Source organism: Klebsiella sp. F11, assembly GCF_056712265.1.
In genome coordinates this window covers 3246431-3268762 of the sequence record NZ_CM160060.1, presented here as the reverse complement: position 1 = coordinate 3268762, position 22332 = coordinate 3246431, and the positions used below count along the sequence as shown (strand labels likewise).

The window sequence follows — 22332 nt, the reverse complement described above, 5'->3', positions numbered from 1 at the left end:
GGAACCGCGTCGTATGCGTCATCCGTAAAAAACAGGGCCATTGGCCCTGTTTTCGATCCCGCGTCTCCGCTTCAGGGAGCGTAGCGGGGTTAGCGTCGAGTGACGCGAATAGTCTGCGCCAGACGCGACGGCTTCTCTTCGCTGGCTTTCTGCGTCTCGGTGACGCAGCAGGTTTCGACGCAAACGAAGGTTTTGTAGCCGTCGTCCGGCATATCGCCCATGCTCACCGAAAGCGCCGGGCCGGGGTTCCAGCCCACCACGTTGCTGTTATGGTGATGAATAACGTCAATGCTGCGGCTCAGCGCGCCGTCGTGAATAACGCTGCAGGCATCCGCGTTCAGATAGACGCGGTCGGTACGATCCGGGAAGGTCTCCTCGCCGTGGCTTAACACGCCTTCCTGCGCGTTGTTAACCTTATCAATATAGCGATCGCCGAGGCCGCTGACCTTCACCGCCGCGATATCCCCGACGTTGAAGTAGCTATGCAGGGCGGATGTGGTTTCGAATTCGCCGTGCGCTTCCAGTTCGATTTCGCAGGTTTTACCCAGCTTGAAGCGCGCGTACAGCGTAAATTCGTGCGGCCAGTACTGCCGGGTCTTATCGCTGCTTTTCAGTTCGAAGGTCAGCAGCACGCCGCTTTCGTCTTCATTATGACCCTTCAGCGTCCACGGCAGGTTGCGCGCGAAACCGTGAGAGGGGAGTCCCTGCTGCGCCGACGGGCCAAACCACGGCCAGCAGACAGGCACGCCGCCGCGCAGCGCGACGCCGGTTTTAAACGGCGTGTTCCCGCTCAGCCACAGCACCTCTTCTTCTCCGGCGGGTTTCCAGGAGAGCAGGTGCGCGCCCTGGAAGGCGACGGAGGCTTTGACCTGCGGATGGTCAACGACAATCAGCTCAAGGTCGTCAAGCTGGCGGCGGGAGAGGACAGGGGTAACTTGTTCAACAACCGGGAGAGCAAAAATTTTGTTAATCATGGTGCAATCCTTGGTGTACAGGTACGGAGTTAAGCCATAAAAAAAGGCGACCGAAGTCGCCTTTTTGGATCAGGTTCTCATCTCAACTTATTTGGAGATGTGAGCGATCAGGTCCAGAACTTTGTTGGAGTAGCCGGTTTCGTTGTCGTACCAGGAAACCAGTTTCACGAAGTTGTCGTTCAGGGCGATACCTGCTTTAGCATCGAACACGGAAGTGCAAACTTCGCCGTTGAAATCGGTAGATACAACGTCGTCTTCGGTGTAGCCCAGAACGCCTTTCATTGCGCCTTCGGAAGCAGCTTTGATAGCTTTCTTAATGTCTTCGTAAGAAGCCGCTTTTTCCAGACGAACGGTCAGGTCCACAACGGATACGTTCGGAGTAGGAACGCGGAACGCCATACCGGTCAGTTTGCCATTCAGTTCTGGCAGGACTTTACCTACAGCTTTAGCAGCGCCGGTAGAGGACGGGATGATGTTCTGGGATGCGCCGCGGCCGCCGCGCCAGTCTTTGTGAGACGGGCCATCAACGGTTTTCTGAGTCGCGGTGGTCGCGTGAACTGTGGTCATCAGCGCTTCGACGATGCCAAAGTTGTCGTTGATAACTTTAGCCAGCGGTGCCAGGCAGTTAGTGGTGCAGGATGCGTTGGAAACGATGTCCTGACCTTCGTATTTGTCAAAGTTAGCGCCTTTAACAAACATCGGAGTGTTGTCTTTGGACGGGCCAGTCAGAACGACTTTTTTCGCGCCAGCAGTGATGTGTTTACGAGCGGTTTCGTCAGTCAGGAACAGACCAGTTGCTTCAGCAACGATGTCAACGCCCACTTCGTCCCACTTCAGGTTAGCCGGATCGCGTTCAGCGGTAACACGGATTTTTTTACCGTTAACGATCAGATGACCGTCTTTCACTTCAACGGTACCGTTGAAACGGCCGTGAGTGGAGTCATACTTCAGCATGTAAGCCATGTAGTCAGCGTCTAACAGGTCGTTGATTGCAACGATCTCGATGTCAGAACGTTCTTGAGCAGCACGGAAAACAATGCGACCGATACGGCCAAAACCGTTGATACCTACTTTGATAGTCATATATTCCACCAGCTATTTGTTAGTGAATAAAAGGTTGCCTGTAAAATTACAAAAACCTTACGCAGCGTCAAGCGGAATCGTGTCAATCATTGCGACAAATCAATCCAGAGCACACCTTTGCGCGATCGATTTGCCTCACTCTCCCTTTGAGCCCAATTCCATATGGGGCCTGCGCGCGGAATTTTAAAGGTCATTAAAGATAAAAATGTGATTCATGTCACAATTATCTAGCTGCCCATCGGCATCGAATAAGTTTAGAACAAAACTCCACGCTTCATTGTTAATGTTTTGTTAGAATCGAACGGTTAAAGTTGTCCTTTCACAGCGAGAAGCATGCACATGTCGAATAAACCCTCCTCGGACGAGCTCAAAAAAGAGTTGAGCGAGATGCAGTTTTACGTGACGCAGAATCACGGCACCGAGCCGCCGTTCACCGGCCGACTGCTCCACAACAAGCGAGACGGCGTCTACCACTGCCTGGTGTGCGATGCGGCGCTGTTTCACTCGCAAACCAAGTATGATTCAGGCTGCGGCTGGCCGAGCTTTTTTGAGCCGGTAAGCGAAGAGGCCATTCGCTATCTTAACGATTACTCTCACGGTATGCAGCGCACGGAAATTCGCTGCGGTAAGTGCGATGCTCATCTTGGACACGTCTTCCCGGATGGTCCGCAGCCGACCGGCGAGCGTTTTTGCGTAAACTCGGCCTCGTTAAGCTTCAGCGATGAGGATAATGGCGAGCAGATCAAGGGTTAGAGAAACGATTCAGCAAATTATTCCAATGCGGAGTTGAGCGGACGATGGATATCGAGCAAATTATCGACAGTATGACCCCGGAAGTTTATCAGCGTCTGGCCACGGCGGTGGAGCTGGGAAAATGGCCGGATGGGGTAGCGTTAACTCCGGAGCAGAAAGAGAATAGCCTGCAGCTGGTGATGCTGTGGCAGGCGCGGCACAACGTCCAGGCCCAGCATATGACCATCGATACCAGCGGGCAGATGGTGATGAAGAGCAAGCAGCAGCTGAAAGTGGAGTTCGGCATTACGCCAGAACCTATTGTGACCTTTAAATCCTGAGCGGATGCTTATGCAGGCCCGGCGGGTTGCGCCGCCGGGCGCTGACGCTTTAGGAACCGGTTACTTCTTGTTCATCATCGCCTTAAGATCGGCAAACGGATTATATTTCGCCTCACCGACGCTCTTTTGCGCATCTTCGCCCGCCACCACCGTTGAACCATATAGATCGGCTTCCGTGTATTTGGAGTGCTCGTGGTCGTGACAGTACAGGCACAGCATCTCCCAGTTGCTGCCATCTTCCGGGTTATTGCTGTGATCGTGATCGATATGGTGCACCGTCAGCTCACGCAGGTTCGAATAGACAAATTCACGGGAACAGCGTCCGCAGACCCACGGGAAGAGTTTTAGCGCCTTTTCGCGATAGCCAACTTCCAGACGGGCGTAGTTTTTGGGGATAAAAGCCATAAAGCCCCATGCCTCCTGTAGCAAATGAAAAGCTGCGCCATGACCTGGCGTAGCCGATTGCGGCAATCATAACCTATCCCAGGGCGCGATACACCTCATCTCCGGCAGGGAGCCGGGTTCGCGGGTTAGTGCTTAATCCCCAGCGATTCAGCCAGCTGCCTGGCCAGCTGGTTTTGCTCGTCGGCGCCGTATTCCCAGAACATCGCGCCTGCCAGTCCCTTACTCTTGATGTAGCCGGCCTTGAGGGCCACGAAGCGAGGATTTTCGTAGGAGAGCGCAAACAGTTCCTTGCCGTCCGCCGACTGCACCGACAGCCACGGCACCTTCGCCTGGTCGTCCCAGTGCTCGCTAAAGCGCTGGTGCGGATCGTTAAGCAGCTTCGCGACGATATCGTTGTACTTCACGTAGGTATCTTTGCTCAGATCGAAGCCCAGAGATTTGAACAGAGCGATCTGCTCGGCGCCGAAATAAGGCTGGGTGGCGGGATTTTTCTGCGCATCGGGTTTGCTCCAGTCGATACCCGGCTCAACCGCCCGTTTGGGCACCCGGCCATAGAAACCAATGCCGAGGTTCATCTGACCCGGCTGCAAACCGGCGGCAAGATAGTTATTCACCACAAAATCGGCGCTGTACTTATCCGCCGCCGCCACCGTCGGCCACCGCGTTGAATCATACAGATTAGAGTTGAAGTACTGGGTGCCGTAGGCCATGTCGTAGGTCATCAGGTTGATGTAATCGAGCAGCGGGGCGATAGCCTTGACGTCGACCCAGCTTTTGGGGCTTTCGGCGTTGGCTCCCACGGCGATGGTCACCAGTTTTTTCTGGCCAAATGCGGCCCGCAGCTCCTTCAGCAGCGCGGTAAAGTTATCGCGATCGGCCGGCTGGCTGGCGACCAGCCCCCACGCGCCGTTGACCGGATACTCCCAGTCGAGGTCGATACCGTCGAGGCCGTACTGCGCGACGATCTCCTGCGCTGAACGGATAAAGGTCGCGCGGCTCTCCGCGCTGGCCGCCGCGCCGGAAAATCCGCGTGCCCCCCAGCCGCCAACGGAAAGCAGCACCTTCAGCTCCGGGTTCTGCTGGCGCAGGGCGGGGATTTTTCGCAAATCAGCCTGTACTTTTGGCGACAGCCAAATCTGATGCTGGCGGGCGGGGTCTTTTAACGCCGGGTTGGTTTCATCCTTTTCGTCGTTGTAGACCAGGCCAAAGGAGTAGTTGAGGTGGGTAATCTGGCGCACGTCCAGCTTATCGATGTCGCCACCCGGCCCGGCGGTCACGTCGCCGCCGCCGTTAAAGTAGCCGACGGACATCAGGGAGTGAGCGGAGACCGCTGAGGCGCAAAGCAGGGGTAATGCTGCCAGCAAAGGCAAAAGTTTCATGGACGATCCTCTTTGACATTAAAAAAGCAAACGCGCCACGGGAATAGCGTGGCGAAAAAATAGCCCACCCACACTAGCAGCAATAGCCTGTTGAATCTGCGTGTTAGCTCAATGAATCGCGCAGAGGAAGCGCAAAGGAGTGGCCCGAAGCGCCGGCTTCGGGCGAGGGCTCAGGCCTGGGTTTCCAGCCAGTCGCTGAGAGTGTAGAGCGTCGCGCCGGCGGCGGCCATCGCCATAAAGGCGTGGGCGCCGTCCTGCGGCTGGATATTGACGGCGCGGCAGCCGTCGGTGATCACGTTAACGCGATATCCGAGGTTGAGCGCGTCCAGCACCGTAAACTGAACGCAATAGTCGGTCGCCAGGCCCAGCACGATAAGCTCGGCGATCCCGCGTTCCCGCAGCCAGTCGTCGAGCCGGGTTTTGTGGCGATGACCGTTGTCGAAAAAGGCGCTATAGCTATCAATCGCCGGATTTTCGCCCTTGTGGAACACGGCGGCGATATCCTGCTGCTGAAGCAGCGGATGCAGTTCCGCCCCGGCGCTATGCTGCACGCAGTGATCCGGCCAAAAGGTCTGCGCCAGCCCGTCGAGGTCGCCCTGCGAGTAGGGCTCGACCTGATGCTGGCTGGCAACCACGATTTCGCCGCGCGCTAGGCTCCAGTCGATCAGCCGGTTGGCGACATCAACGGTGCTATCGCCCTCGGGAACGGCGAGCGCGCCGCCCGCGCAAAAATCATTTTGTAAATCAACCAGCAATAGTGCTCGATTGGTCATCATCAGCTCCTTACTCATCGGGAGTCAGCTCGCCGCGCAGGTTTTCCTGCATCAGGCGGCGAATGGCCTCAGCGTCAAGATTCTGGCTCAGCAGGTAGTGCAGCTTGGTCAGCGTCGCCTCGACGGTCATATCAAAACCGCCGATCACGCCCGCCTGGGCGAGGGCGTTGCCGGTGGCATAACCGCCCATGTTGACCTTGCCGGACATACACTGCGTCAGGTTAATCACCACAATTCCGCGCTGGCTGGCTTCCGTCAGAACCTGAATAAACTCGCCGTTCTGCGGGGCATTACCGACGCCATAAGAGCGCAGAATCAGCGCCTTCACCGGCTGGCGGAGAAAATTGCGCACCACGTCGGCGGAGATCCCCGGATAAATCGTCACCACGCCGATCGGCTGCGGCGTAATCGGGTGCACGATCAGTTCGCCCACGCCGTGCGGCGCCGGCGGCGTCCCGAGGCGGCGAATATGGATCCCGGCCTCCAGCAGCGGCGCCAGGTTCGGCGAAGCAAAGGCGTTGAAGCCGTCGGCATGGGCTTTGGTGGTGCGGTTGCCGCGATACAGGCAGTTGTTGAAAAACAATGCCACTTCGTTAATCGGATAGTTCGCGGCAACGTACAGCGCGTTGAGCAGATTGATCTGCCCGTCGGAACGCAGCTCGGCCAGCGGTATTTGTGACCCTGTCACAATTACCGGTTTGCCCAGATTCTCCAGCATGAACGACAGCGCCGAGGCGGTAAACGCCATGGTGTCGGTGCCGTGGAGGATCACGAAGCCATCATACTCATCATAGTGGGTGCTAATATCTTCCGCGATATGCTGCCAGTCCCCCGGCGTCATGTCGGACGAATCCATCAGCGGGGCATATTCGTGAATGGTAAAGTCCGGCATCTCCGGACGGTGGAACTCAGGCATCAGCGCGAGCTGACGCTGCAGGTGGCCGGAGACGGGAATATAGCCGTGTTCGGAGCGCTGCATACCGATGGTCCCACCGGTGTAGGCAACGTAAATCGATTTTTTTTGCATAGCATCGCTTAGGTTGTACGTAGACAGGCGCAGTATAAGGTGGTCGCGAAAAAAATACAGCGTCTATACCCGTCATACTTCGAGCTGCAGATGCGTTGGCTGCGCTTGCTCACCCCGGTCACATAGTGGTCTATGCCCCCGGGGATTCGCTCGCTTGCCGAGTGATTCGGCCTACGGCCTCACCCCTTCGGGGCGAGCGCAAGCGCTGTTCAAAACGGTTAACCGTTTTGTCATGCAACTCGAATTATTTAGGGTATATCCGTTATGGCATGGGGACAGATGTGTCGGCTGGAGTGGCAAACCCCGGCCGATAGCCGGGGTTTGCTGTCGAACGGGGAGGTCTAGCGGATATTGGCGCAGGTCAGGCAGAAGGCGTAGCGGTTCTGCGGATCGTTAAACGCCGCCAGCTTGTCGCCTTCGGCCTTCACCGCATTGGCTGCCGCCGCGACGGGCGCGGGCAGCCAGGCCTGCAGCGCCGCCGGCAGCGACGCGCGCACGGAGCCGGTCAGGCTATCAACCACCATTGAGAAGAAGGTCGGGTCTTCCTGGTAGTAATCGATGTGCCACTGCTTCAGTTTCGCCAGCTCTGCGGCTTTCGCCACCGCATCGTCAAAGTCGCCGAGGCTATCAACCAGGCCGTTGGCTTTGGCATCTTCGCCGGTCCAGACGTGGCCCTGGGCAATCTGGTCGACTTTTTCCGGCGTGCTCTTACGCGCGTTAGCCACCAGGGTAATAAAGCGCTTGTAGCCGTTCTCAATGCTCAGCTGCATCATTTGCTGCACTTCCGGCGGCAAGGATTTGGTGGTGGAGACATCCGCCAGCGGCGAAGTGGACACGCCGTCAGTATGCACGCCGATCGAGCCGAGGGTGTTTTCGACGGTGTTGATCACGCCAAAGATGCCGATGGAGCCGGTGAGGGTGCTCGGGTTCGCCACGATGTAATCCGCCGGGGTGGAGATCCAGTAGCCGCCGGAGGCCGCCATGCCGCCCATGGAAACCACCACCGGTTTGCCCGCCGCTTTCGCCGCGGCCAGCTCTTCGCGAATCACTTCCGAAGCGCTGACGCTGCCGCCGGGGCTGTTAACGCGCAGCACGATGGCTTTCACCTTCGGATCGAGGCGCGCATCGCGGATCTGCGCCGCGGTGGTATCGCCGCCGACGTTGCCTGGGGTCTCTTCGCCGTCCATGATCGCGCCGTTCGCGAAGATAACCGCAATTGCGGCACCCTGGTCGGACGGCGTTTTCACGCTGTAGTCGTAATAGCTGATGGCGCGATAGTTGTTATCCGCCTTGCTCCAGCCAAACTGTTTGGTCAGCGCCTTTTCGATATCGGTAGAGGTTGCCAGCTCGTCAACCAGCTTGCTGTCGAGGGCGTATTTTGCCGTATCGCCGTCGACTTTACGCAGGCCGTCGAGCACGCCCTGGGCGCCGGGGAACAGCTGCTGGGCGGTGATCTGCCGGTTGGCGGCGATGGTATTGAGGTAGTTCTGCCACAGCTCGCCAATCCAGCGGCTGTCGGCCTCACGGGCGGCTGGGGACATATCGTCGCGGATAAACGGCTCGACCGCCGACTTATAGGTGCCGACGCGGAAAACGTGGGTGGACACCTTCAGCTTATCGAGCAGCGACTTGTAGTACAGGCCGTTGGTGGCGAAACCGTGCAGGTCAACTTCGCCCTGCGGCGAGAGCCAGATTTTATTGGCGAAGCTTGCCAGATAGTACTGCCCCTGGCTGTAGCTGCTGCCGATGGCGTAGACCGGCTTGTCGCTGTCGCGGAACTCGCGCAGCGCCTTGCCGATGTACTGCATCGACGGCTGGTCGCCGCCGGCAAAATTCTTCAGATCTAGCACGATACCGGTGATATTGCGGTCGTCTTTCGCCTGACGGATGGTTTGAACGATATCAAACAGCGAGTTTTCCTGCAGGCGGTCCGAGCTGGCGCCAAACAGCTGGCGGCCAATCACGCCAAGCTTGCTGCTGGCCGAAGGCTTGTCGACCACAACGCCGGTAATATCCATCAGCAGCGCGCCGCGGGCGGTATGCTCCGCGGTGCTGCTGCTGAACTGCGCCCAAATGCCGACGCAAACCAGCACCAGCAGCAGGAAAACCAGGTTTAGTGCGAGCTGACGAACAAAATTAAGTACTCGCCACGTCCATTTAAAAAATCCGGCAATCAGTCGCCAAAGGGTTCGCATGTATTCTCCCTAACATTATCAAAAGTGGGCTAGCCGCAGGGGCTGCCGCGTCTGGCTATCCTAAAGAGAGCATCGGCGCTTGTCAGCAGGAATCACCCGTCGGGCTGTAACAAAATTCTTGTGCATGTTAATTTTGTGAAAAATAACCTCACAGGAGTCACATAGATGGATGCTCTCGATCTACTGGTTAATCGCCGCAGCGCTTCACGCCTGGCCGAGCCGGCCCCGGCCGGCGAACAGCTGGAAAATATCCTCCGCGCCGGCCTGCGCGCTCCGGATCACGGGACGCTGCAGCCGTGGCGGTTCTTTATTATTGCCGATGAAGGGCGCGAGCGCTTCAGTCAGCTGTTGGAAAAAGGCGCGCTGGCCGCCGGGCAGGATGAAAAGGGCGTCGAGAAAGCGCGCAGCGCGCCGTTCCGGGCGCCGCTGATTATCACCGTGGTTGCCCGCTGTGAGGATCACCCGAAGGTGCCTAAGTGGGAGCAGGAGATGTCGGCGGGCTGCGCGGTGATGGCGATGCAGATGGCGGCGGTCGCTCAGGGATTCAACGGTATCTGGCGCAGCGGGGCGTTAACCGAAAGCGCCATCGTGCGGGAAGGGTTTGCCTGTCGCGAGCAGGATAAAATCGTCGGTTTCCTCTATCTGGGCACGCCGCAGCTTAAAGCGTCAACCAGCATCGCCGTTACCGATACCGCGCCGTTCGTCGTACGTTTCTGAGCATGATTCGCCCGGCAGGCGCCTGCCGCCGGGCTGCCTTAGGGGCTATTTCTGCTGTTTGGCAAACTCATCCTTCGCTTTCTGCAGCTGCTGCTGGAAAGCCGGATTGGTATGCAGCGTCGCGACGACCGCCGAACCGACAATCCGCGCGGCGTCAACGTCGCTTTGCCAGTGATAGCCGCAGATGACCCGACTCTCGCCGAGCTCGTAGCCGCGCTCGAGGATTTCGTTCTGCCGCTGCGGGTTAACTTCGGCCAGCACCAGCGCCGTGGCCCAGCCGATAGAGGTGTGGCCGGAAGGATAGGAGCCGTTTTTCGCCAGCTTATCCTGCTCGGTGGTGTTGCAGGTGGCAACGCCGTAAAACGCGAATGGACGAATGCGCATGTACTTCTCTTTCGCCCCGCGGGTCGCCAGATCGCCGGCGTCTTCAATCATATTGGTCAGCAGCTTGTGCAGCGCCGGCGCGTCCTTTTCGGTGATCGGCGAGCCGAATGCGCCGGAGAAGGCGTTCGCCACGCCGCCGGCGCTAAGGTTTGCGTCCTCCGCCGCCAGCTTGCCGCGCTCGGTTGACCGCAGCAGGCGTCCTTTCTCATACATCGCCTGATCGTTTAAAAAGGCAATGCTGCCCACTTCCGGCGGCGGCGGCAGGAGCGCGAGGCTATCGATGGCCTGAGCATTTTTCAGGTAATAGAGGTCAGGTTTGGTTGTGGCATCGTTACCGGTTGCCACCAGGGCAAAAGCGTTAACGGAGAAGAGGCCTGCCAGGCAAAGGGCGAGAACGCGCTTTTTCATCAAAATCTCCTTTCGTTGGTATCTGTCCACAGAGAGCAGAACGTTTCGTTGTCACATTTCTGTCATTTTTTAGTTAAAGTTAAAATGGCGTTGAAAAAAGGGTGCCTTATCGCAAAATCGCATATTTGTGTGCTTAATAAGCAACTATTCGCGATTTCAGACTGTCGTACTTACCACCTTGACGTTTGGGCGCTACCATAGCGGGATTGCAATGACAGGAGATGTCCATGAGCGAGCAAGCTATTCGTTTAACGCAATACAGCCACGGAGCCGGTTGCGGGTGTAAAATTTCCCCTAAGGTGCTGGAAACTATCCTTAAAAGTGACCAGGCAAAGTTTATTGACCCCAACCTGCTGGTAGGCAATGAAACCAGCGACGACGCGGCGGTCTATGACCTGGGTAACGGCACGTCCATCATCAGCACCACCGACTTTTTTATGCCGATTGTCGACAGTCCGTTCGACTTTGGGCGCATTGCCGCGACCAACGCCATCAGCGATATTTTCGCTATGGGCGGCAGGCCGATTATGGCCATCGCCATCCTCGGCTGGCCGATTAACACCCTGGCGCCGGAAATCGCCCGCGAAGTGGTTGACGGCGGCCGCTTTGCCTGCCAGCAGGCGGGGATCGCGCTGGCCGGCGGCCACTCCATTGACGCGCCGGAGCCGATTTTTGGCCTTGCGGTGACCGGCGTGGTGCCCACCGAACGCATCAAGAAAAATAGCACCGCCGAGGCGGGCTGCCGGCTGTTCCTCACCAAACCGCTGGGGATCGGCGTACTGACCACCGCCGAGAAAAAATCGCTGCTCAAACCTGAGCATCAGGGGCTGGCCACCGAAATCATGTGTCAGATGAACCTCGTCGGCGCCGCATTTGCCAATATTAATGGCGTGAAGGCGATGACCGACGTCACCGGCTTTGGCCTGCTTGGCCACCTGAGCGAAGTATGCCGCGGGGCGGGCGTACAGGCGCAGCTGAACTATGCCGACATCCCGAAACTGCCGGGGGTGGAAGAGTACATTCTCGCCGGCGCGGTTCCCGGCGGCACCGGACGGAACTTTGCCAGCTACGGCCACCTGATGGGCGAAATGCCGACGGAGTGGCGCGATCTGCTGTGCGATCCGCAAACCTCCGGCGGCCTGCTGCTGGCGGTATCGCCGGAAGCCGAGGCCGAGGTCCGCGCGGCGGCAGAGGCGTCCGGGGTGACGCTGGCCGCGATCGGCGAGCTGGTTCCCGCCCGCGGCGGACGCCCTATGATCGAGATCCGTTGATTAGATGCGGCTGTTTATTGCAGAAAAACCGAGCCTCGGCCGCGCCATCGCCGAGGTGCTACCCAAGCCGCATCGCAAGGGCGACGGCTATATTGAGTGCGGCAACGGGCAGGTGGTCACCTGGTGTATTGGCCATCTGCTGGAGCAGGCGCAGCCGGATGTCTACGACGGGCGCTACGCGCGCTGGAACCTCGTCGATTTGCCCATCGTCCCGGATAAGTGGCAGCTACAGCCGAAACCATCGGTCAGTAAACAGCTTAACGTTATCAAGCGGCTGCTGGGCGACGCCGAGGAGGTGATCCACGCCGGGGACCCGGACAGAGAAGGTCAGCTGCTGGTGGATGAAGTTCTCGACTATCTGCAGCTGGCGCCGGAAAAGCGCCAGCAGGTGCAGCGCTGCCTGATCAACGATCTTAACCCGCAGGCGGTCGAGCGGGCGATTGCTCGTCTGCGCGCCAACAGCGAGTTTATTCCGCTCTGCGTATCGGCGCTGGCCCGCGCGCGCGCCGACTGGCTGTACGGGATCAACATGACCCGCGCCTATACGCTGCTCGGGCGCAACGCGGGCTATCAGGGCGTCCTCTCGGTCGGGCGCGTGCAGACCCCGGTGCTCGGGCTGGTGGTACGCCGGGATGAAGAGATCGAGAACTTTGTGGCGAAAGATTTCTTCGACGTTAAGGCGCATATCGTCACTCCTCAGGAGGAGCGCTTCGTCGCCACCTGGCAGCCGAGCGACGCCTGCGAATCCTGGCAGGATGAAGAGGGGCGCCTGCTGCATCGCCCGCTGGCCGAACACGTGGTCGCGCGGATTACCGGCCAGCCGGCGCTGGTCACCGCCTATAACGACAAGCGGGATTCGGAGCCCGCTCCGCTGCCGTTTTCGCTCTCGGCGCTGCAGATTGAGGCCGCAAAGCGTTTTGGCTTCAGCGCGCAAAACGTGCTGGATATTTGCCAGAAGCTGTACGAGACCCACAAGCTGATCACCTATCCGCGTTCGGACAGCCGCTATCTGCCGGAGGAGCACTTCGCCGGTCGTCATGCGGTACTCAACGCTATTGGCGTCCACGCGCCTGATTTACTGCCGCAGCCGGCGGTTGACCCGGAAATTCGCAACCGCTGCTGGGACGATAAAAAGGTTGATGCGCACCATGCGATCATTCCCACCGCGCGCAGCAGCCAGGTGCGGCTGACGGAGAACGAGGGCAAAGTCTACGGCCTGATCGCGCGTCAGTACCTGATGCAGTTCTGCCCGGACGCGGTGTTCCGCAAATGCCAGATTGATCTTGAGATCGCCAATGGCAAGTTCGTGGCCAAGGCCCGCTTCCTCGCCGAGGCCGGCTGGCGAGCGCTGCTGGGCAATAAAGAGCGCGACGAAGAGAACGACGGCACGCCGCTGCCGGTGGTGGCGAAAGACGACGAGCTGCTGTGTGAAAAGGGCGAAGTGGTGGAGCGGCAAACCCAGCCGCCGCGCTATTTTACCGACGCGACGCTGCTCTCCGCGATGACCGGGATCGCCCGCTTCGTGCAGGATAAAGACCTGAAGAAGATCCTCCGCGCCACCGACGGTCTGGGGACGGAAGCGACCCGCGCCGGGATTATTGAGCTGCTGTTTAAGCGCGGTTTCTTAGTTAAGAAAGGGCGCTATATTCACTCCTCGGACGCGGGGCGCGCCCTGATCCATTCCCTGCCGGAAATGGCCGCCAGGCCGGATATGACCGCCCACTGGGAGTCGGTGCTGACGCAAATCAGCGAAAAGCAGTGCCGCTATCAGGACTTTATGCAGCCGCTGGTGGGAACGCTTTATCAGCTTATCGACCAGGCGCGCAGCACGCCCGCTCGCCAGTTCCGCGGCATCGTTGCGCCGGGAGGCGGTAAGAAAGAGTTCAGTAAAGGCAAGCCGAAGGCCAGGGCGAAGGGCAAGAAGCCGGCGGCGGATGCGCCTGCCGACAACGCATAATAAAAGACCCCGCAGGCGGGGTCTTTTTTCGTCAGCGGCGCTCGCGGATACGCGCTATCCGCGAGGGAGTGCGGATTAGATCACGCCCTGCGCCAGCATCGCGTCGGCCACTTTAACGAAGCCGGCAATGTTGGCGCCGCGTACGTAGTTAGTCTGCTTCGCTTCGCCGCCGTACTCCACGCAGGCGTGGTGGATGTCGAGCATGATGTGGTGCAGGCGAGCGTCAACTTTCTCTGCTTTCCAGCTCATTCGCGCGGCGTTCTGCGCCATTTCGAGACCGGAGGTCGCCACGCCGCCGGCGTTAGCGGCTTTACCCGGCGCGAACAGCACGTTGGCTTCGAGGAACAGGTCGGTTGCGGCGATAGTGGTCGGCATATTGGCGCCTTCGGCCACGGCCTTCACGCCGTTGGCGATCAGCAGGCGGGCGGCGTCAACGTCCAGCTCGTTTTGCGTGGCGCACGGCAGCGCAATATCCACCGGCACGGACCACGGCTGATGGCCTTCGAGGTAGTGCAGACCAAACTCGCGGGCATAGTCGGCCACGCGACCGTCGCGGCTGGCTTTAATTTCGCACAGACGCGCCAGCTTTTCAGGGGTAAAGCCCGCTTCGTCGACCACGGTGCCGCTGGAGTCAGAGGCGGTAATCACGCGCGCGCCGAGCTCCATGGCTTTTTCGATGGCGTACTGGGCGACGTTGCCGGAGCCGGAAACCGCTACGCGCATCCCTTCGAAGCCGAGACCGTGGCGTTTAAGCATCGCTTCGGTGAAGTAGGCCAGGCCATAGCCGGTCGCTTCCGGGCGAATCAGGCTGCCGCCGAAGGAGAGCCCTTTGCCGGTGAACACGCAGGCGCTGTTGTTGGAGAGCTTGCGCATCATTCCGGCCATAAAGCCCACTTCGCGCCCGCCAACGCCGATATCGCCCGCCGGGACGTCGGTGTCCGGGCCTAAATGGCGATACAGTTCGGTCATCAGCGACTGGCAGAAGCGCATCACTTCGCCGTCGCTCTTGCCTTTCGGATCGAAATCGCTGCCGCCTTTACCGCCGCCCATTGGCAGGGTAGTCAGGGCGTTTTTGAACGTTTGCTCGAAGCCGAGGAATTTCAGAATCGACAGGTTTACCGACGGGTGGAAGCGCATGCCGCCTTTATACGGGCCGATGGCGGAGTTGAACTGCACGCGCCAGGCGCGGTTAACCTGAACCTGATTGCGGTCATCAACCCATACGACGCGGAACTGGATGGCCCGCTCCGGTTCAACCAAACGTTCCAGCAGATTGAGCTGGCGGTAGCGCGGATTTTCCTCAAGGAAAGGCCACAGGGTGGTCATCACCTCGCGGACGGCCTGAGCAAATTCGGTTTGATGAGGATCGCGCTGTTGAACGCGGGCGAGAAAACCTTCCAGAGTGCACGTCTGATCCATAGATATAAGTTCCCCTTATGGTTGTGGTTGCGTTTGAACACATCATCCTTCAGTCCGCCTCTTTGCCGGCCGCGCTCGCTCACGCAAGCGCCCGGAGATCGGCTCTCTCGCCGTCTCGGTATAACCTGAATGATTTTATGTATTTTTATTATGGTTCGGCCCTTGAAAAAGCCGATTTTCCGACTATAACACCGGCAATCGTTAGGCAAGCAAGGAAAAGTTATCCTGACAGCAAAATTTATAATCCGCCGCCTGTCATAACTAAAAGCGATGATGGCGGGGGGCGATATTAGCGGGAATGGAGAGACGCGCGTTGGGCGATATAGGCTTCCAGCAGAGGAACGTCGGCGGGCGCGAGGCTGAGGGTCAGGGCCTCCTGCGGCGAGCACCAGCGTAGCTGGCTGTGGTAGTACGCGGTCGGGGTACCGCTAAAGCGGGGGACCCACCAGGCGTGCAGATGAATCAGCCGCCCGGAGACCTCCCGCCGCTGGCTGGCGATGTAGCGGGTGGGAAGGGCGGTGATGCCAAGCTCCTCCCGCAGCTCGCGGGCCAGAGCCTGCGCCTGGCTCTCGCCGGATTCCACCTTTCCGCCGGCAAATTCCCACATTCCCGGCTGGTCGGCGTGCGGCGGGCGCTGCGCAAGCAGAATATTGCCGTCCTGCTCAATAATGGCGGCGACAACGTCAATGGTTTTTAGCATCTGAATCATCGTTCGGTACGGAAGAATGGCTCATTATCACCGCCTTTATGACGACCAGACAACCCCTTGCCCGCCGGGTATATGTCGTGCCGGCCGCCCTGGGATCGCCGCCACCAGAACGGCGACCGGGGCCAGGTACCGCGTGGCGATAATATATAACGCGACGCCGGGCAGATTGCCGGAGGCGCCGCGTTATTGATTTTGCTCAGGATAATGGGACTCTCCGGCCAGTCGCGGCCGGAGAGTTGGGTCTGCGGAGGTTACGGCTTAAAGGTGGCCCATACCGGCGCGTGATCGGAGGGTTTTTCCATGGCGCGAATTTCGTAATCAATGCCGGTTTCTATGCAGCGCTGCGCCAGCGGGGTGCTGGCCAGCAGCAGGTCGATACGCAGGCCGCGGTTATCATCGAAGCCTTTGGAACGGTAGTCGAACCACGAGAACTGCTCGTTGTTTTCCGGGTTGGCGTGACGCCAGGTATCGACCAGACCCCAGCCCAGCAGGCGCTCCATCCACTCGCGCTCTTCCGGCAGGAACGAGCACTTACCGGTACGCAGCCAGCGCTTGCGGTTCTCTTCGCCGATGCCGATATCGAGATCCGTCGGGCTGATGTTCATATCGCCCATAATCAGTACCGGATTGTCCTTTTTCAGCTCGCTGTCGAGGTAGTTTTGCAGGTTCTGGTAAAACGCCGCCTTGGCGGGGAATTTGGTCGCGTGATCGCGGCTTTCGCCCTGCGGGAAGTAGCCGTTGATTACCGTCACGTTACCGGATGTGCAGGGGATTTCCGCCATGATAATGCGGCGCTGGGCCTCTTCATCATCGCCCGGGAAGCCGCGACGCACGCTAACCGGCGTCTCTTTGGTCAGCAGGGCGACGCCGTAGTGGCCTTTCTGCCCGTGGTAGAAGACGTTGTAGCCGAGCTTTGCCACCTCTTCGAGAGGGAACATGTCGTCGTGAACTTTGGTTTCCTGTAGGCCAATGACGTCAGGCTGATGCTTGTCGACGATGGCGGCCAGCTGGTGCGGGCGCGCACGCAGACCGTTGATATTAAAAGAGACAAATTTCATAGTCGCTGCCACTGTGCAAGGTGAATAGTGCAGGGATGTTAGCAGAAATTCGCCAGGCTGGCTGCCGGAAGGCACTTTATTGTCGACGGCGGCGGGATCGCGGCGGCGAATGGCCAAAATCTGCACCATTTTGGCGCGCCGCGCGCCAAAAAAGAGCGAATATCTACGATAAATTTCGTTGAGGATCACAAATACAGAATTATATCTTACTGATGAATAAAGTATCTATTTTATTCACTATTCATCGGCCTTTATCGGATTGTTATTCACTATTTATGCATTAAGTGTGAATGGGCGGCTTTTTTAAGTTATTGATATTCCGAACTCCACCGCAATTTATGCATTTTTTCCTCTGGCTGGCACGATGCGTGCAATCTACATTAACAGCGTAATCACTCATAATATTTAACATTATTAATACTTTTTATTTACCGGAAGAGGTCGATATGTCTCAGTCAATTACGCGCAGCAATTTTGATCAATGGATGATGCCGGTTTACGCGCCGGCGGCGTTTATTCCGGTACGCGGCGAGGGTTCACGCCTGTGGGATCAGCAGGGGAAAGAGTATATCGATTTTGCCGGCGGCATTGCGGTGAACGCGCTGGGGCACGCCAATCCTCGCCTGGTTAACGTTCTGACGGAGCAGGCCGGGAAGTTCTGGCATACCGGTAACGGCTATACCAACGAGCCGGCGCTGCGGCTGGCAAAGCAGCTTATCGATGCCACTTTTGCCGATCGCGTCTTTTTCTGCAACTCCGGTGCTGAGGCCAACGAAGCGGCGCTGAAGCTGGCGCGCAAATACGCTCACGATCGCTACGGCAGCCAGAAAAGCGGCATCGTGGCGTTCAAAAATGCGTTCCACGGCCGGACGCTGTTTACCGTTTCCGCCGGCGGCCAGCCGGCCTATTCCGCGGACTTTGCGCCGCTGCCGCCGCAGATCCAGCACGCGGTCTATAACGATCTGGACTCCGCCCGGGCGCTGATTGATGCTAATACCTGCGCGGTCATCGTCGAGCCGATGCAGGGCGAAGGCGGCGTGGTGCCGGCAGACCCGGCTTTCCTGCGCGGCCTGCGCGAGCTGTGCGACGCCCACGATGCGCTGCTGATTTTCGATGAGGTGCAAACCGGCGTCGGGCGAACCGGCGAACTCTATGCCTACATGCACTATGGCATGACGCCGGACGTGCTGTCGACCGCCAAGGCTCTGGGCGGTGGCTTCCCGATTGGCGCGCTGCTGGCCAGCGAAAAATGCGCCAGCGTAATGACCGTCGGGACCCACGGCACGACCTACGGCGGCAACCCGCTGGCCTGCGCCGTCGCCGGAGAGGTGCTCTCTATTATCAATACCCCGGCGGTGCTGAACGGCGTTAAGCAGCGGCACCAGTGGTTTAGCGAGCGGCTGGCGGCGATTAACGCCCGCTATGGCCTGTTCAAAGAGATCCGCGGCCTCGGGCTGCTGATTGGCTGCGTGCTGAAGGATGAGTACGCCGGCAAGGCCAAAGCCATCAGCACCCAGGCGGCGGAGGATGGGCTGATGATCCTGATTGCCGGTGGGAACGTGGTGCGTTTTGCGCCGGCGCTGATAGTGAGCGAGGAAGAGGTGAATGCGGGGCTGGATCGCTTTGAGCTGGCCTGCCGCCACTTTCTCGCGGGAGCGTCATCATGATGATTATCCGTCCGGTGGAACAGGGCGATCTGGCGGGCCTGCTGGCGCTGGCTGGGGAAACCGGCGGCGGTCTGACCTCGCTGCCGGCCGATGAAGCGACGCTGGCGGCGCGCATCGATCGTTCGCAAAAGACCTGGCGCGGCGAGCTGCCGAAAAGCGAGCAGGGTTATGTTTTCGTGCTGGAGGATACCGCCAGCGGGAAGGTTGTGGGCATCTGCGCCGTCGAGGTGGCGGTGGGGCTGAACGATCCCTGGTACAACTATCGGGTTGGTACCCAGGTGCACGCTTCGAAAGAGCTGAACGTCTATAACGCGCTGCCGACCCTGTTTCTCAGCAATGACCACACCGGCAGCAGCGAGCTGTGCACGCTGTTTCTCGACCCGGCGTGGCGTAAAGAAGGCAACGGCTATCTGCTGTCGAAATCGCGCTTTATGTTTATGGCCGCCTTCCGCGAACGCTTTAACGAAAAAGTGGTGGCGGAGATGCGCGGGGTGATCGACGACAGCGGCTATTCGCCGTTCTGGGAAAGCCTGGGCAAGCGCTTCTTCGCGATGGAGTTCTCCCGCGCTGACTATCTGTGCGGCACCGGACAAAAGGCGTTTATCGCCGCGCTGATGCCGAAGCACCCGCTCTATATCGACTTTTTATCCGATGAAGCGCGGGCGGTGATTGGCGAGGTGCATCCGCAAACCGCTCCTGCCCGGGCGGTGCTGGAGAAGGAAGGATTTCGCTACCGCAACTATGTCGATATTTTCGACGGCGGCCCGACCCTCGAGTGCGATATCGATCGGGTGCGGGCGATTCGCAAAAGCCGGCTGGTCGCCGTGGCGGAAGGACAGCCGGCGCCGGGCGAGTGGCCGCTGTGCCTGGTCGCCAACGAACAGTATCAGCAGTTTCGCGCGATGCTGGTACAGGCCGACCCCGATAGCGATCGTCTGCTGCTGAGCGCCCGCGAGCTGGATGCCCTCAAATGTCACCCCGGCGACCGTATCCGCATGGTGCGCCTGATCCCCGAGGAGAAAAAGTGATGAGTCTATGGATTAACGGCGAGTGGCAAACCGGGCGCGGCCCGGCGCGCAGTAAAAGCAACCCGGTGAGCGCAGAGCCGCTGTGGCAGGGGAACGACGCCGACGCCGGGCAGGTTGCGCAGGCGGTGGAGGCCGCCCGGCGCGCGTTTCCGGCGTGGGCCAAAGAGCGGTTTAGCGTGCGGCAGGCGATCGCCGAAAAGTTTGCCGCCCTGCTGGAGGCCAACAAAGCGCAACTGACGGCCATCATTGCCGCCGAAACCGGCAAGCCGCGCTGGGAGGCTGCGACGGAAGTTGGCGCGATGATCAATAAAATTGCCATTTCGCTAAAGGCCTACCACAGTCGTACCGGCGAGGCGCAAACCGTCATGGGCGACGGGGCGGCGACGCTGCGCCATCGGCCGCACGGCGTGCTGGCGGTATTTGGCCCGTACAACTTCCCGGGCCATCTGCCAAACGGCCATATCGTTCCGGCGCTGCTGGCGGGGAATACGGTGGTGTTTAAACCGAGCGAGCTGACCCCGCAGAGCGGTGAGGCGGTGGTGAAGCTGTGGGCCGAGGCGGGCCTGCCGCCGGGAGTGCTGAACCTGCTGCAGGGCGGGCGCGAAACCGGCGCAGCGCTGAGCGGCCAGCCCGACATTGACGGGCTGTTGTTCACCGGCAGCTCCGCTACCGGCTTTCAGCTGCATCGCCAGCTGGCCGGGCAGCCGGAGAAGATTCTCGCGCTCGAAATGGGCGGCAACAATCCGCTGATCGTCGACGAGCCGCAGGATATCGACGCCGCCGTGCACCTGACCATCCAGTCGGCCTTCATTACCGCCGGCCAGCGCTGCACCTGCGCCCGCCGCCTGCTGGTGAAACGCGGCGAGGTAGGGGATGCGTTCCTCGCCCGGCTGGTGGCCGTTGCGCAGCGGCTTATTCCCGCCGCGTGGGATGCTGAACCCCAGCCGTTCCTCGGCGGCCTGATCTCCCCCGAGGCGGCGCAGAAGGTCCACCAGGCCTGGCTGCAGCACGTCGCCAACGGCGGCAGAACGCTGCTGGAGCCGCGGCTGCTGGAGGCCGATACCTCGCTGCTGACTCCGGGGATAGTCGAGCTTACCGATGTCGCCGAGGTCAAAGATGAGGAAGTTTTCGGTCCGCTGCTGTGCGTCTGGCGCTATGACGAATTTGAGCAGGCGATCGCCCTGGCGAACGCCACGCGTTTTGGGCTCTCGTGCGGGCTGATTTCCGCCGAGCGCGAGAAGTTTGATCGGCTGCTGCTGGAGGCGCGGGCCGGGATCGTCAACTGGAACAAACCGCTGACCGGCGCCGCCAGCACCGCGCCGTTTGGCGGCACCGGCGCCTCCGGCAACCATCGCCCAGGGGCGTGGTGCGCGGCGGATTACTGCGCCTGGCCGATGGCCAGCCTGGAGTCGCCGGAGCTGACGCTGCCGGAAACTCTCAGCCCGGGCCTCGACTTCCGGCAAGGATCGGCCCGATGAACGCGTGGGAAGTGAATTTTGACGGCCTGCCCGGCCTGACGCACCACTACGCCGGGCTCTCCTTTGGCAACGAGGCCTCGACGAAGCATCGCTATCGGGTATCGAACCCGCAGCTGGCGGCGAAGCAGGGACTAAAAAAAATGAAGGCGCTGGCGGACGCGGGTTACCGACAGGCGGTGATCCCGCCGCAGGAGCGGCCGAACGTACCGCTTCTGCGCCAGCTCGGTTTTACCGGCAGCGATGCGCAGGTGGTGGAGCGCGCCGCGCGCCAGGCGCCGGATCTGCTCTCTGCGGCCAGCTCCGCTTCGTCAATGTGGGTGGCGAACGCGGCGACGGTGTCGCCCTCCGCCGATTCGCTGGATGGCAAAGTACATCTGACCGTTGCCAATCTGAACGATAAATTTCACCGCGCCAGCGAGGCGCCGACCACCGAGGCGCTATTGCGCGCCATATTCCCGGACGAAGGGCGCTTTGCCGTGCATCCGGCGCTCCCGCAGGTGGCGCTGTTTGGCGACGAAGGGGCGGCGAACCATAACCGGCTCGGCGGCGAGTACGGCGCGCCCGGCCTGCAGCTGTTTGTCTATGGCCGCGAGCAGGGGGGCGACGGCCTGCCCGCGCGCTATCCGGCGCGTCAGGCGCTGGAGGCCAGCCAGGCCGTCGCTCGTCTCAATCAGGTCAACCCGCGGCAGATTATTTTTGCCCGGCAAAACCCGGCGGTGATCGACAAAGGCGTTTTCCACAACGACGTTATTGCGGTGAGCAATCAGCAGGTGCTGTTCTGCCATGAAGAAGCGTTTGTCGACCAGCCGCAGCTGCTGCGGCAGCTGGCCGGGCAGGTGGCCGGATTTACGCCGGTCGTGGTACCGACCAGCGCGGTGACGGTCGAAGAGGCGGTGGCGACCTATCTGTTTAACAGCCAGCTGCTGAGCAAGCCCGACGGGACGATGCGGCTGATTTTGCCCCAGGAGGCGCAGGAGCACACCGGCGTCTGGCGTTATCTGAACCGGCTGCTGGAGCAGGACAACCCCATCGACGAGCTGCAGGTCTACGATCTGCGGGAGAGCATGGCCAACGGCGGCGGCCCGGCCTGCCTGCGCCTGCGGGTGGTGCTAACGGAAGAGGAGCTGCGGGCGGTTAACCCGGCGGTATTGATGAACGATCGCCTGTTCAGCGCGCTTAACGATTGGGTCGAGCGCTACTACCGCGATCGTCTGACGCAGGCGGATCTGGCGGACCCGCAGCTGCTGAGCGAAGGCCGCGAGGCCCTTGACCGGCTGACGCAGATTTTGCAGCTCGGCTCAGTTTACCCGTTCCAGCAATAAAGGAG

The 22332-nt window shown here is 59.9% G+C and carries 20 protein-coding genes; 9 read left to right on the top strand and 11 right to left on the bottom strand.

Annotated elements, in window-relative coordinates; all coding sequences use genetic code 11:
* Positions 1 to 89 precede the first annotated feature (89 nt).
* Together AC1M2H_RS16180 and gapA are read right to left on the bottom strand one after the other, a co-directional pair.
* Positions 90 to 974, bottom strand: coding sequence for a D-hexose-6-phosphate mutarotase (locus tag AC1M2H_RS16180; protein WP_480148119.1), 885 nt, complete (start codon positions 972 to 974; stop codon positions 90 to 92).
* Between the two features lie 87 nt (positions 975 to 1061).
* Positions 1062 to 2057 carry a glyceraldehyde-3-phosphate dehydrogenase gene (gene gapA / locus AC1M2H_RS16175; RefSeq protein ID WP_480148118.1) on the bottom strand — a complete coding sequence of 332 codons (996 nt, stop codon included), beginning with the start codon at positions 2055 to 2057 and terminating at the stop codon, positions 1062 to 1064.
* A 339-nt stretch (positions 2058 to 2396) separates the two neighbouring features.
* On the opposite strand from gapA, the gene msrB reads away from it, so the two are divergent.
* Positions 2397 to 2810, top strand: coding sequence for a peptide-methionine (R)-S-oxide reductase MsrB (msrB, locus tag AC1M2H_RS16170; protein WP_480148117.1), 414 nt, complete (start codon positions 2397 to 2399; stop codon positions 2808 to 2810).
* Between the two features lie 44 nt (positions 2811 to 2854).
* Entirely contained in the window at positions 2855 to 3130 is a 276-nt protein-coding gene (locus AC1M2H_RS16165) for a YeaC family protein (protein ID WP_464414730.1), read from the top strand.
* Positions 3131 to 3190: 60 nt separating this feature from the next.
* On the opposite strand, the gene yajD is transcribed toward AC1M2H_RS16165, so the two are convergent.
* The 5 genes from yajD to sppA form a co-directional block, all read right to left on the bottom strand.
* Entirely contained in the window at positions 3191 to 3535 is a 345-nt protein-coding gene (gene yajD, locus AC1M2H_RS16160; protein ID WP_133597704.1) for an HNH nuclease YajD, read from the bottom strand.
* A gap of 125 nt (positions 3536 to 3660) precedes the next feature.
* On the bottom strand, positions 3661 to 4914 hold the full coding sequence (chiD, locus tag AC1M2H_RS16155) for a chitinase ChiD (RefSeq protein WP_480148116.1): 1254 nt from the start codon (positions 4912 to 4914) through the stop codon (positions 3661 to 3663).
* A gap of 170 nt (positions 4915 to 5084) precedes the next feature.
* The gene (gene pncA, locus AC1M2H_RS16150) at positions 5085 to 5687 is read right to left on the bottom strand and encodes a bifunctional nicotinamidase/pyrazinamidase (RefSeq protein ID WP_480151962.1); all 603 of its coding nucleotides are present in this window, start codon (positions 5685 to 5687) and stop codon (positions 5085 to 5087) included.
* A gap of 10 nt (positions 5688 to 5697) precedes the next feature.
* On the bottom strand, positions 5698 to 6714 hold the full coding sequence (gene ansA, locus AC1M2H_RS16145; protein WP_480148115.1) for an asparaginase: 1017 nt from the start codon (positions 6712 to 6714) through the stop codon (positions 5698 to 5700).
* Positions 6715 to 7055: 341 nt separating this feature from the next.
* Positions 7056 to 8909, bottom strand: coding sequence for a signal peptide peptidase SppA (gene sppA, locus AC1M2H_RS16140; protein ID WP_480148114.1), 1854 nt, complete (start codon positions 8907 to 8909; stop codon positions 7056 to 7058).
* Between the two features lie 165 nt (positions 8910 to 9074).
* Between sppA and AC1M2H_RS16135 the strand changes: the two genes are divergently transcribed.
* Complete coding sequence (locus AC1M2H_RS16135; protein WP_480148113.1) at positions 9075 to 9626, top strand: NAD(P)H nitroreductase; 552 nt, start codon at positions 9075 to 9077, stop codon at positions 9624 to 9626.
* Between the two features lie 45 nt (positions 9627 to 9671).
* On the opposite strand, the gene phoC is transcribed toward AC1M2H_RS16135, so the two are convergent.
* Positions 9672 to 10418 carry an acid phosphatase PhoC gene (gene phoC, locus AC1M2H_RS16130; protein WP_480148112.1) on the bottom strand — a complete coding sequence of 249 codons (747 nt, stop codon included), beginning with the start codon at positions 10416 to 10418 and terminating at the stop codon, positions 9672 to 9674.
* A gap of 227 nt (positions 10419 to 10645) precedes the next feature.
* Here phoC and selD point away from each other — a divergent pair, with 227 nt between their 5' ends.
* Together selD and AC1M2H_RS16120 are read left to right on the top strand one after the other, a co-directional pair.
* Positions 10646 to 11689 (top strand): selenide, water dikinase SelD, encoded by a 1044-nt coding sequence (gene selD, locus AC1M2H_RS16125; protein ID WP_480148111.1) that lies wholly within the window; start codon positions 10646 to 10648, stop codon positions 11687 to 11689.
* Between the two features lie 4 nt (positions 11690 to 11693).
* Positions 11694 to 13646, top strand: a complete 1953-nt coding sequence (locus tag AC1M2H_RS16120; protein ID WP_480148110.1) for a DNA topoisomerase III — start codon at positions 11694 to 11696, stop codon at positions 13644 to 13646.
* 75 nt (positions 13647 to 13721) lie between these two features.
* Here the strand turns inward: AC1M2H_RS16120 and gdhA are convergent, their stop codons facing one another.
* From gdhA to xthA, 3 genes are all read right to left on the bottom strand, one after another.
* Positions 13722 to 15065, bottom strand: coding sequence for an NADP-specific glutamate dehydrogenase (gene gdhA / locus AC1M2H_RS16115; RefSeq protein WP_480148109.1), 1344 nt, complete (start codon positions 15063 to 15065; stop codon positions 13722 to 13724).
* Positions 15066 to 15354: 289 nt separating this feature from the next.
* Positions 15355 to 15765, bottom strand: coding sequence for a pyrimidine (deoxy)nucleoside triphosphate diphosphatase (locus AC1M2H_RS16110; protein WP_480151961.1), 411 nt, complete (start codon positions 15763 to 15765; stop codon positions 15355 to 15357).
* A 260-nt stretch (positions 15766 to 16025) separates the two neighbouring features.
* Positions 16026 to 16832: an exodeoxyribonuclease III gene (gene xthA, locus AC1M2H_RS16105; RefSeq protein ID WP_480148108.1), complete on the bottom strand. Its 807-nt coding sequence runs from the start codon at positions 16830 to 16832 to the stop codon at positions 16026 to 16028.
* Between the two features lie 446 nt (positions 16833 to 17278).
* Here xthA and astC point away from each other — a divergent pair, with 446 nt between their 5' ends.
* The 4 genes from astC to astB are packed head-to-tail and all read left to right on the top strand — an operon-like array spanning position 17279 to position 22327.
* Complete coding sequence (gene astC, locus AC1M2H_RS16100) at positions 17279 to 18499, top strand: succinylornithine/acetylornithine transaminase (protein ID WP_480148107.1); 1221 nt, start codon at positions 17279 to 17281, stop codon at positions 18497 to 18499.
* Entirely contained in the window at positions 18496 to 19527 is a 1032-nt protein-coding gene (gene astA / locus AC1M2H_RS16095) for an arginine N-succinyltransferase (protein WP_480148106.1), read from the top strand. Before astC ends, astA begins: the two co-directional genes overlap by 4 nt.
* Entirely contained in the window at positions 19527 to 21005 is a 1479-nt protein-coding gene (gene astD / locus AC1M2H_RS16090) for a succinylglutamate-semialdehyde dehydrogenase (protein WP_480148105.1), read from the top strand. Before astA ends, astD begins: the two co-directional genes overlap by 1 nt.
* Positions 21002 to 22327 carry an N-succinylarginine dihydrolase gene (gene astB / locus AC1M2H_RS16085; protein WP_480148104.1) on the top strand — a complete coding sequence of 442 codons (1326 nt, stop codon included), beginning with the start codon at positions 21002 to 21004 and terminating at the stop codon, positions 22325 to 22327. Before astD ends, astB begins: the two co-directional genes overlap by 4 nt.
* The last annotated feature ends 5 nt before the right edge of the window (positions 22328 to 22332 follow it).

Excerpts from the sequence above, each read along its gene's own strand:
- xthA (WP_480148108.1), bottom strand. The coding sequence starts at position 16,832 with ATGAAATTTGTCTCTTTTAATATCAACGGTCTGCGTGCGCGCCCGCAC.
- astC (WP_480148107.1), top strand. The coding sequence starts at position 17,279 with ATGTCTCAGTCAATTACGCGCAGCAATTTTGATCAATGGATGATGCCG.
- msrB (WP_480148117.1), top strand. The coding sequence starts at position 2,397 with ATGTCGAATAAACCCTCCTCGGACGAGCTCAAAAAAGAGTTGAGCGAG.
- pncA (WP_480151962.1), bottom strand. The coding sequence starts at position 5,687 with ATGACCAATCGAGCACTATTGCTGGTTGATTTACAAAATGATTTTTGC.
- yajD (WP_133597704.1), bottom strand. The coding sequence starts at position 3,535 with ATGGCTTTTATCCCCAAAAACTACGCCCGTCTGGAAGTTGGCTATCGC.
- gapA (WP_480148118.1), bottom strand. The coding sequence starts at position 2,057 with ATGACTATCAAAGTAGGTATCAACGGTTTTGGCCGTATCGGTCGCATT.
- astB (WP_480148104.1), top strand. The coding sequence starts at position 21,002 with ATGAACGCGTGGGAAGTGAATTTTGACGGCCTGCCCGGCCTGACGCAC.
- astD (WP_480148105.1), top strand. The coding sequence starts at position 19,527 with ATGAGTCTATGGATTAACGGCGAGTGGCAAACCGGGCGCGGCCCGGCG.
- ansA (WP_480148115.1), bottom strand. The coding sequence starts at position 6,714 with ATGCAAAAAAAATCGATTTACGTTGCCTACACCGGTGGGACCATCGGT.
- AC1M2H_RS16135 (WP_480148113.1), top strand. The coding sequence starts at position 9,075 with ATGGATGCTCTCGATCTACTGGTTAATCGCCGCAGCGCTTCACGCCTG.
- AC1M2H_RS16120 (WP_480148110.1), top strand. The coding sequence starts at position 11,694 with ATGCGGCTGTTTATTGCAGAAAAACCGAGCCTCGGCCGCGCCATCGCC.
- gdhA (WP_480148109.1), bottom strand. The coding sequence starts at position 15,065 with ATGGATCAGACGTGCACTCTGGAAGGTTTTCTCGCCCGCGTTCAACAG.
- selD (WP_480148111.1), top strand. The coding sequence starts at position 10,646 with ATGAGCGAGCAAGCTATTCGTTTAACGCAATACAGCCACGGAGCCGGT.
- astA (WP_480148106.1), top strand. The coding sequence starts at position 18,496 with ATGATGATTATCCGTCCGGTGGAACAGGGCGATCTGGCGGGCCTGCTG.
- AC1M2H_RS16110 (WP_480151961.1), bottom strand. The coding sequence starts at position 15,765 with ATGCTAAAAACCATTGACGTTGTCGCCGCCATTATTGAGCAGGACGGC.
- chiD (WP_480148116.1), bottom strand. The coding sequence starts at position 4,914 with ATGAAACTTTTGCCTTTGCTGGCAGCATTACCCCTGCTTTGCGCCTCA.
- phoC (WP_480148112.1), bottom strand. The coding sequence starts at position 10,418 with ATGAAAAAGCGCGTTCTCGCCCTTTGCCTGGCAGGCCTCTTCTCCGTT.
- sppA (WP_480148114.1), bottom strand. The coding sequence starts at position 8,909 with ATGCGAACCCTTTGGCGACTGATTGCCGGATTTTTTAAATGGACGTGG.
- AC1M2H_RS16165 (WP_464414730.1), top strand. The coding sequence starts at position 2,855 with ATGGATATCGAGCAAATTATCGACAGTATGACCCCGGAAGTTTATCAG.
- AC1M2H_RS16180 (WP_480148119.1), bottom strand. The coding sequence starts at position 974 with ATGATTAACAAAATTTTTGCTCTCCCGGTTGTTGAACAAGTTACCCCT.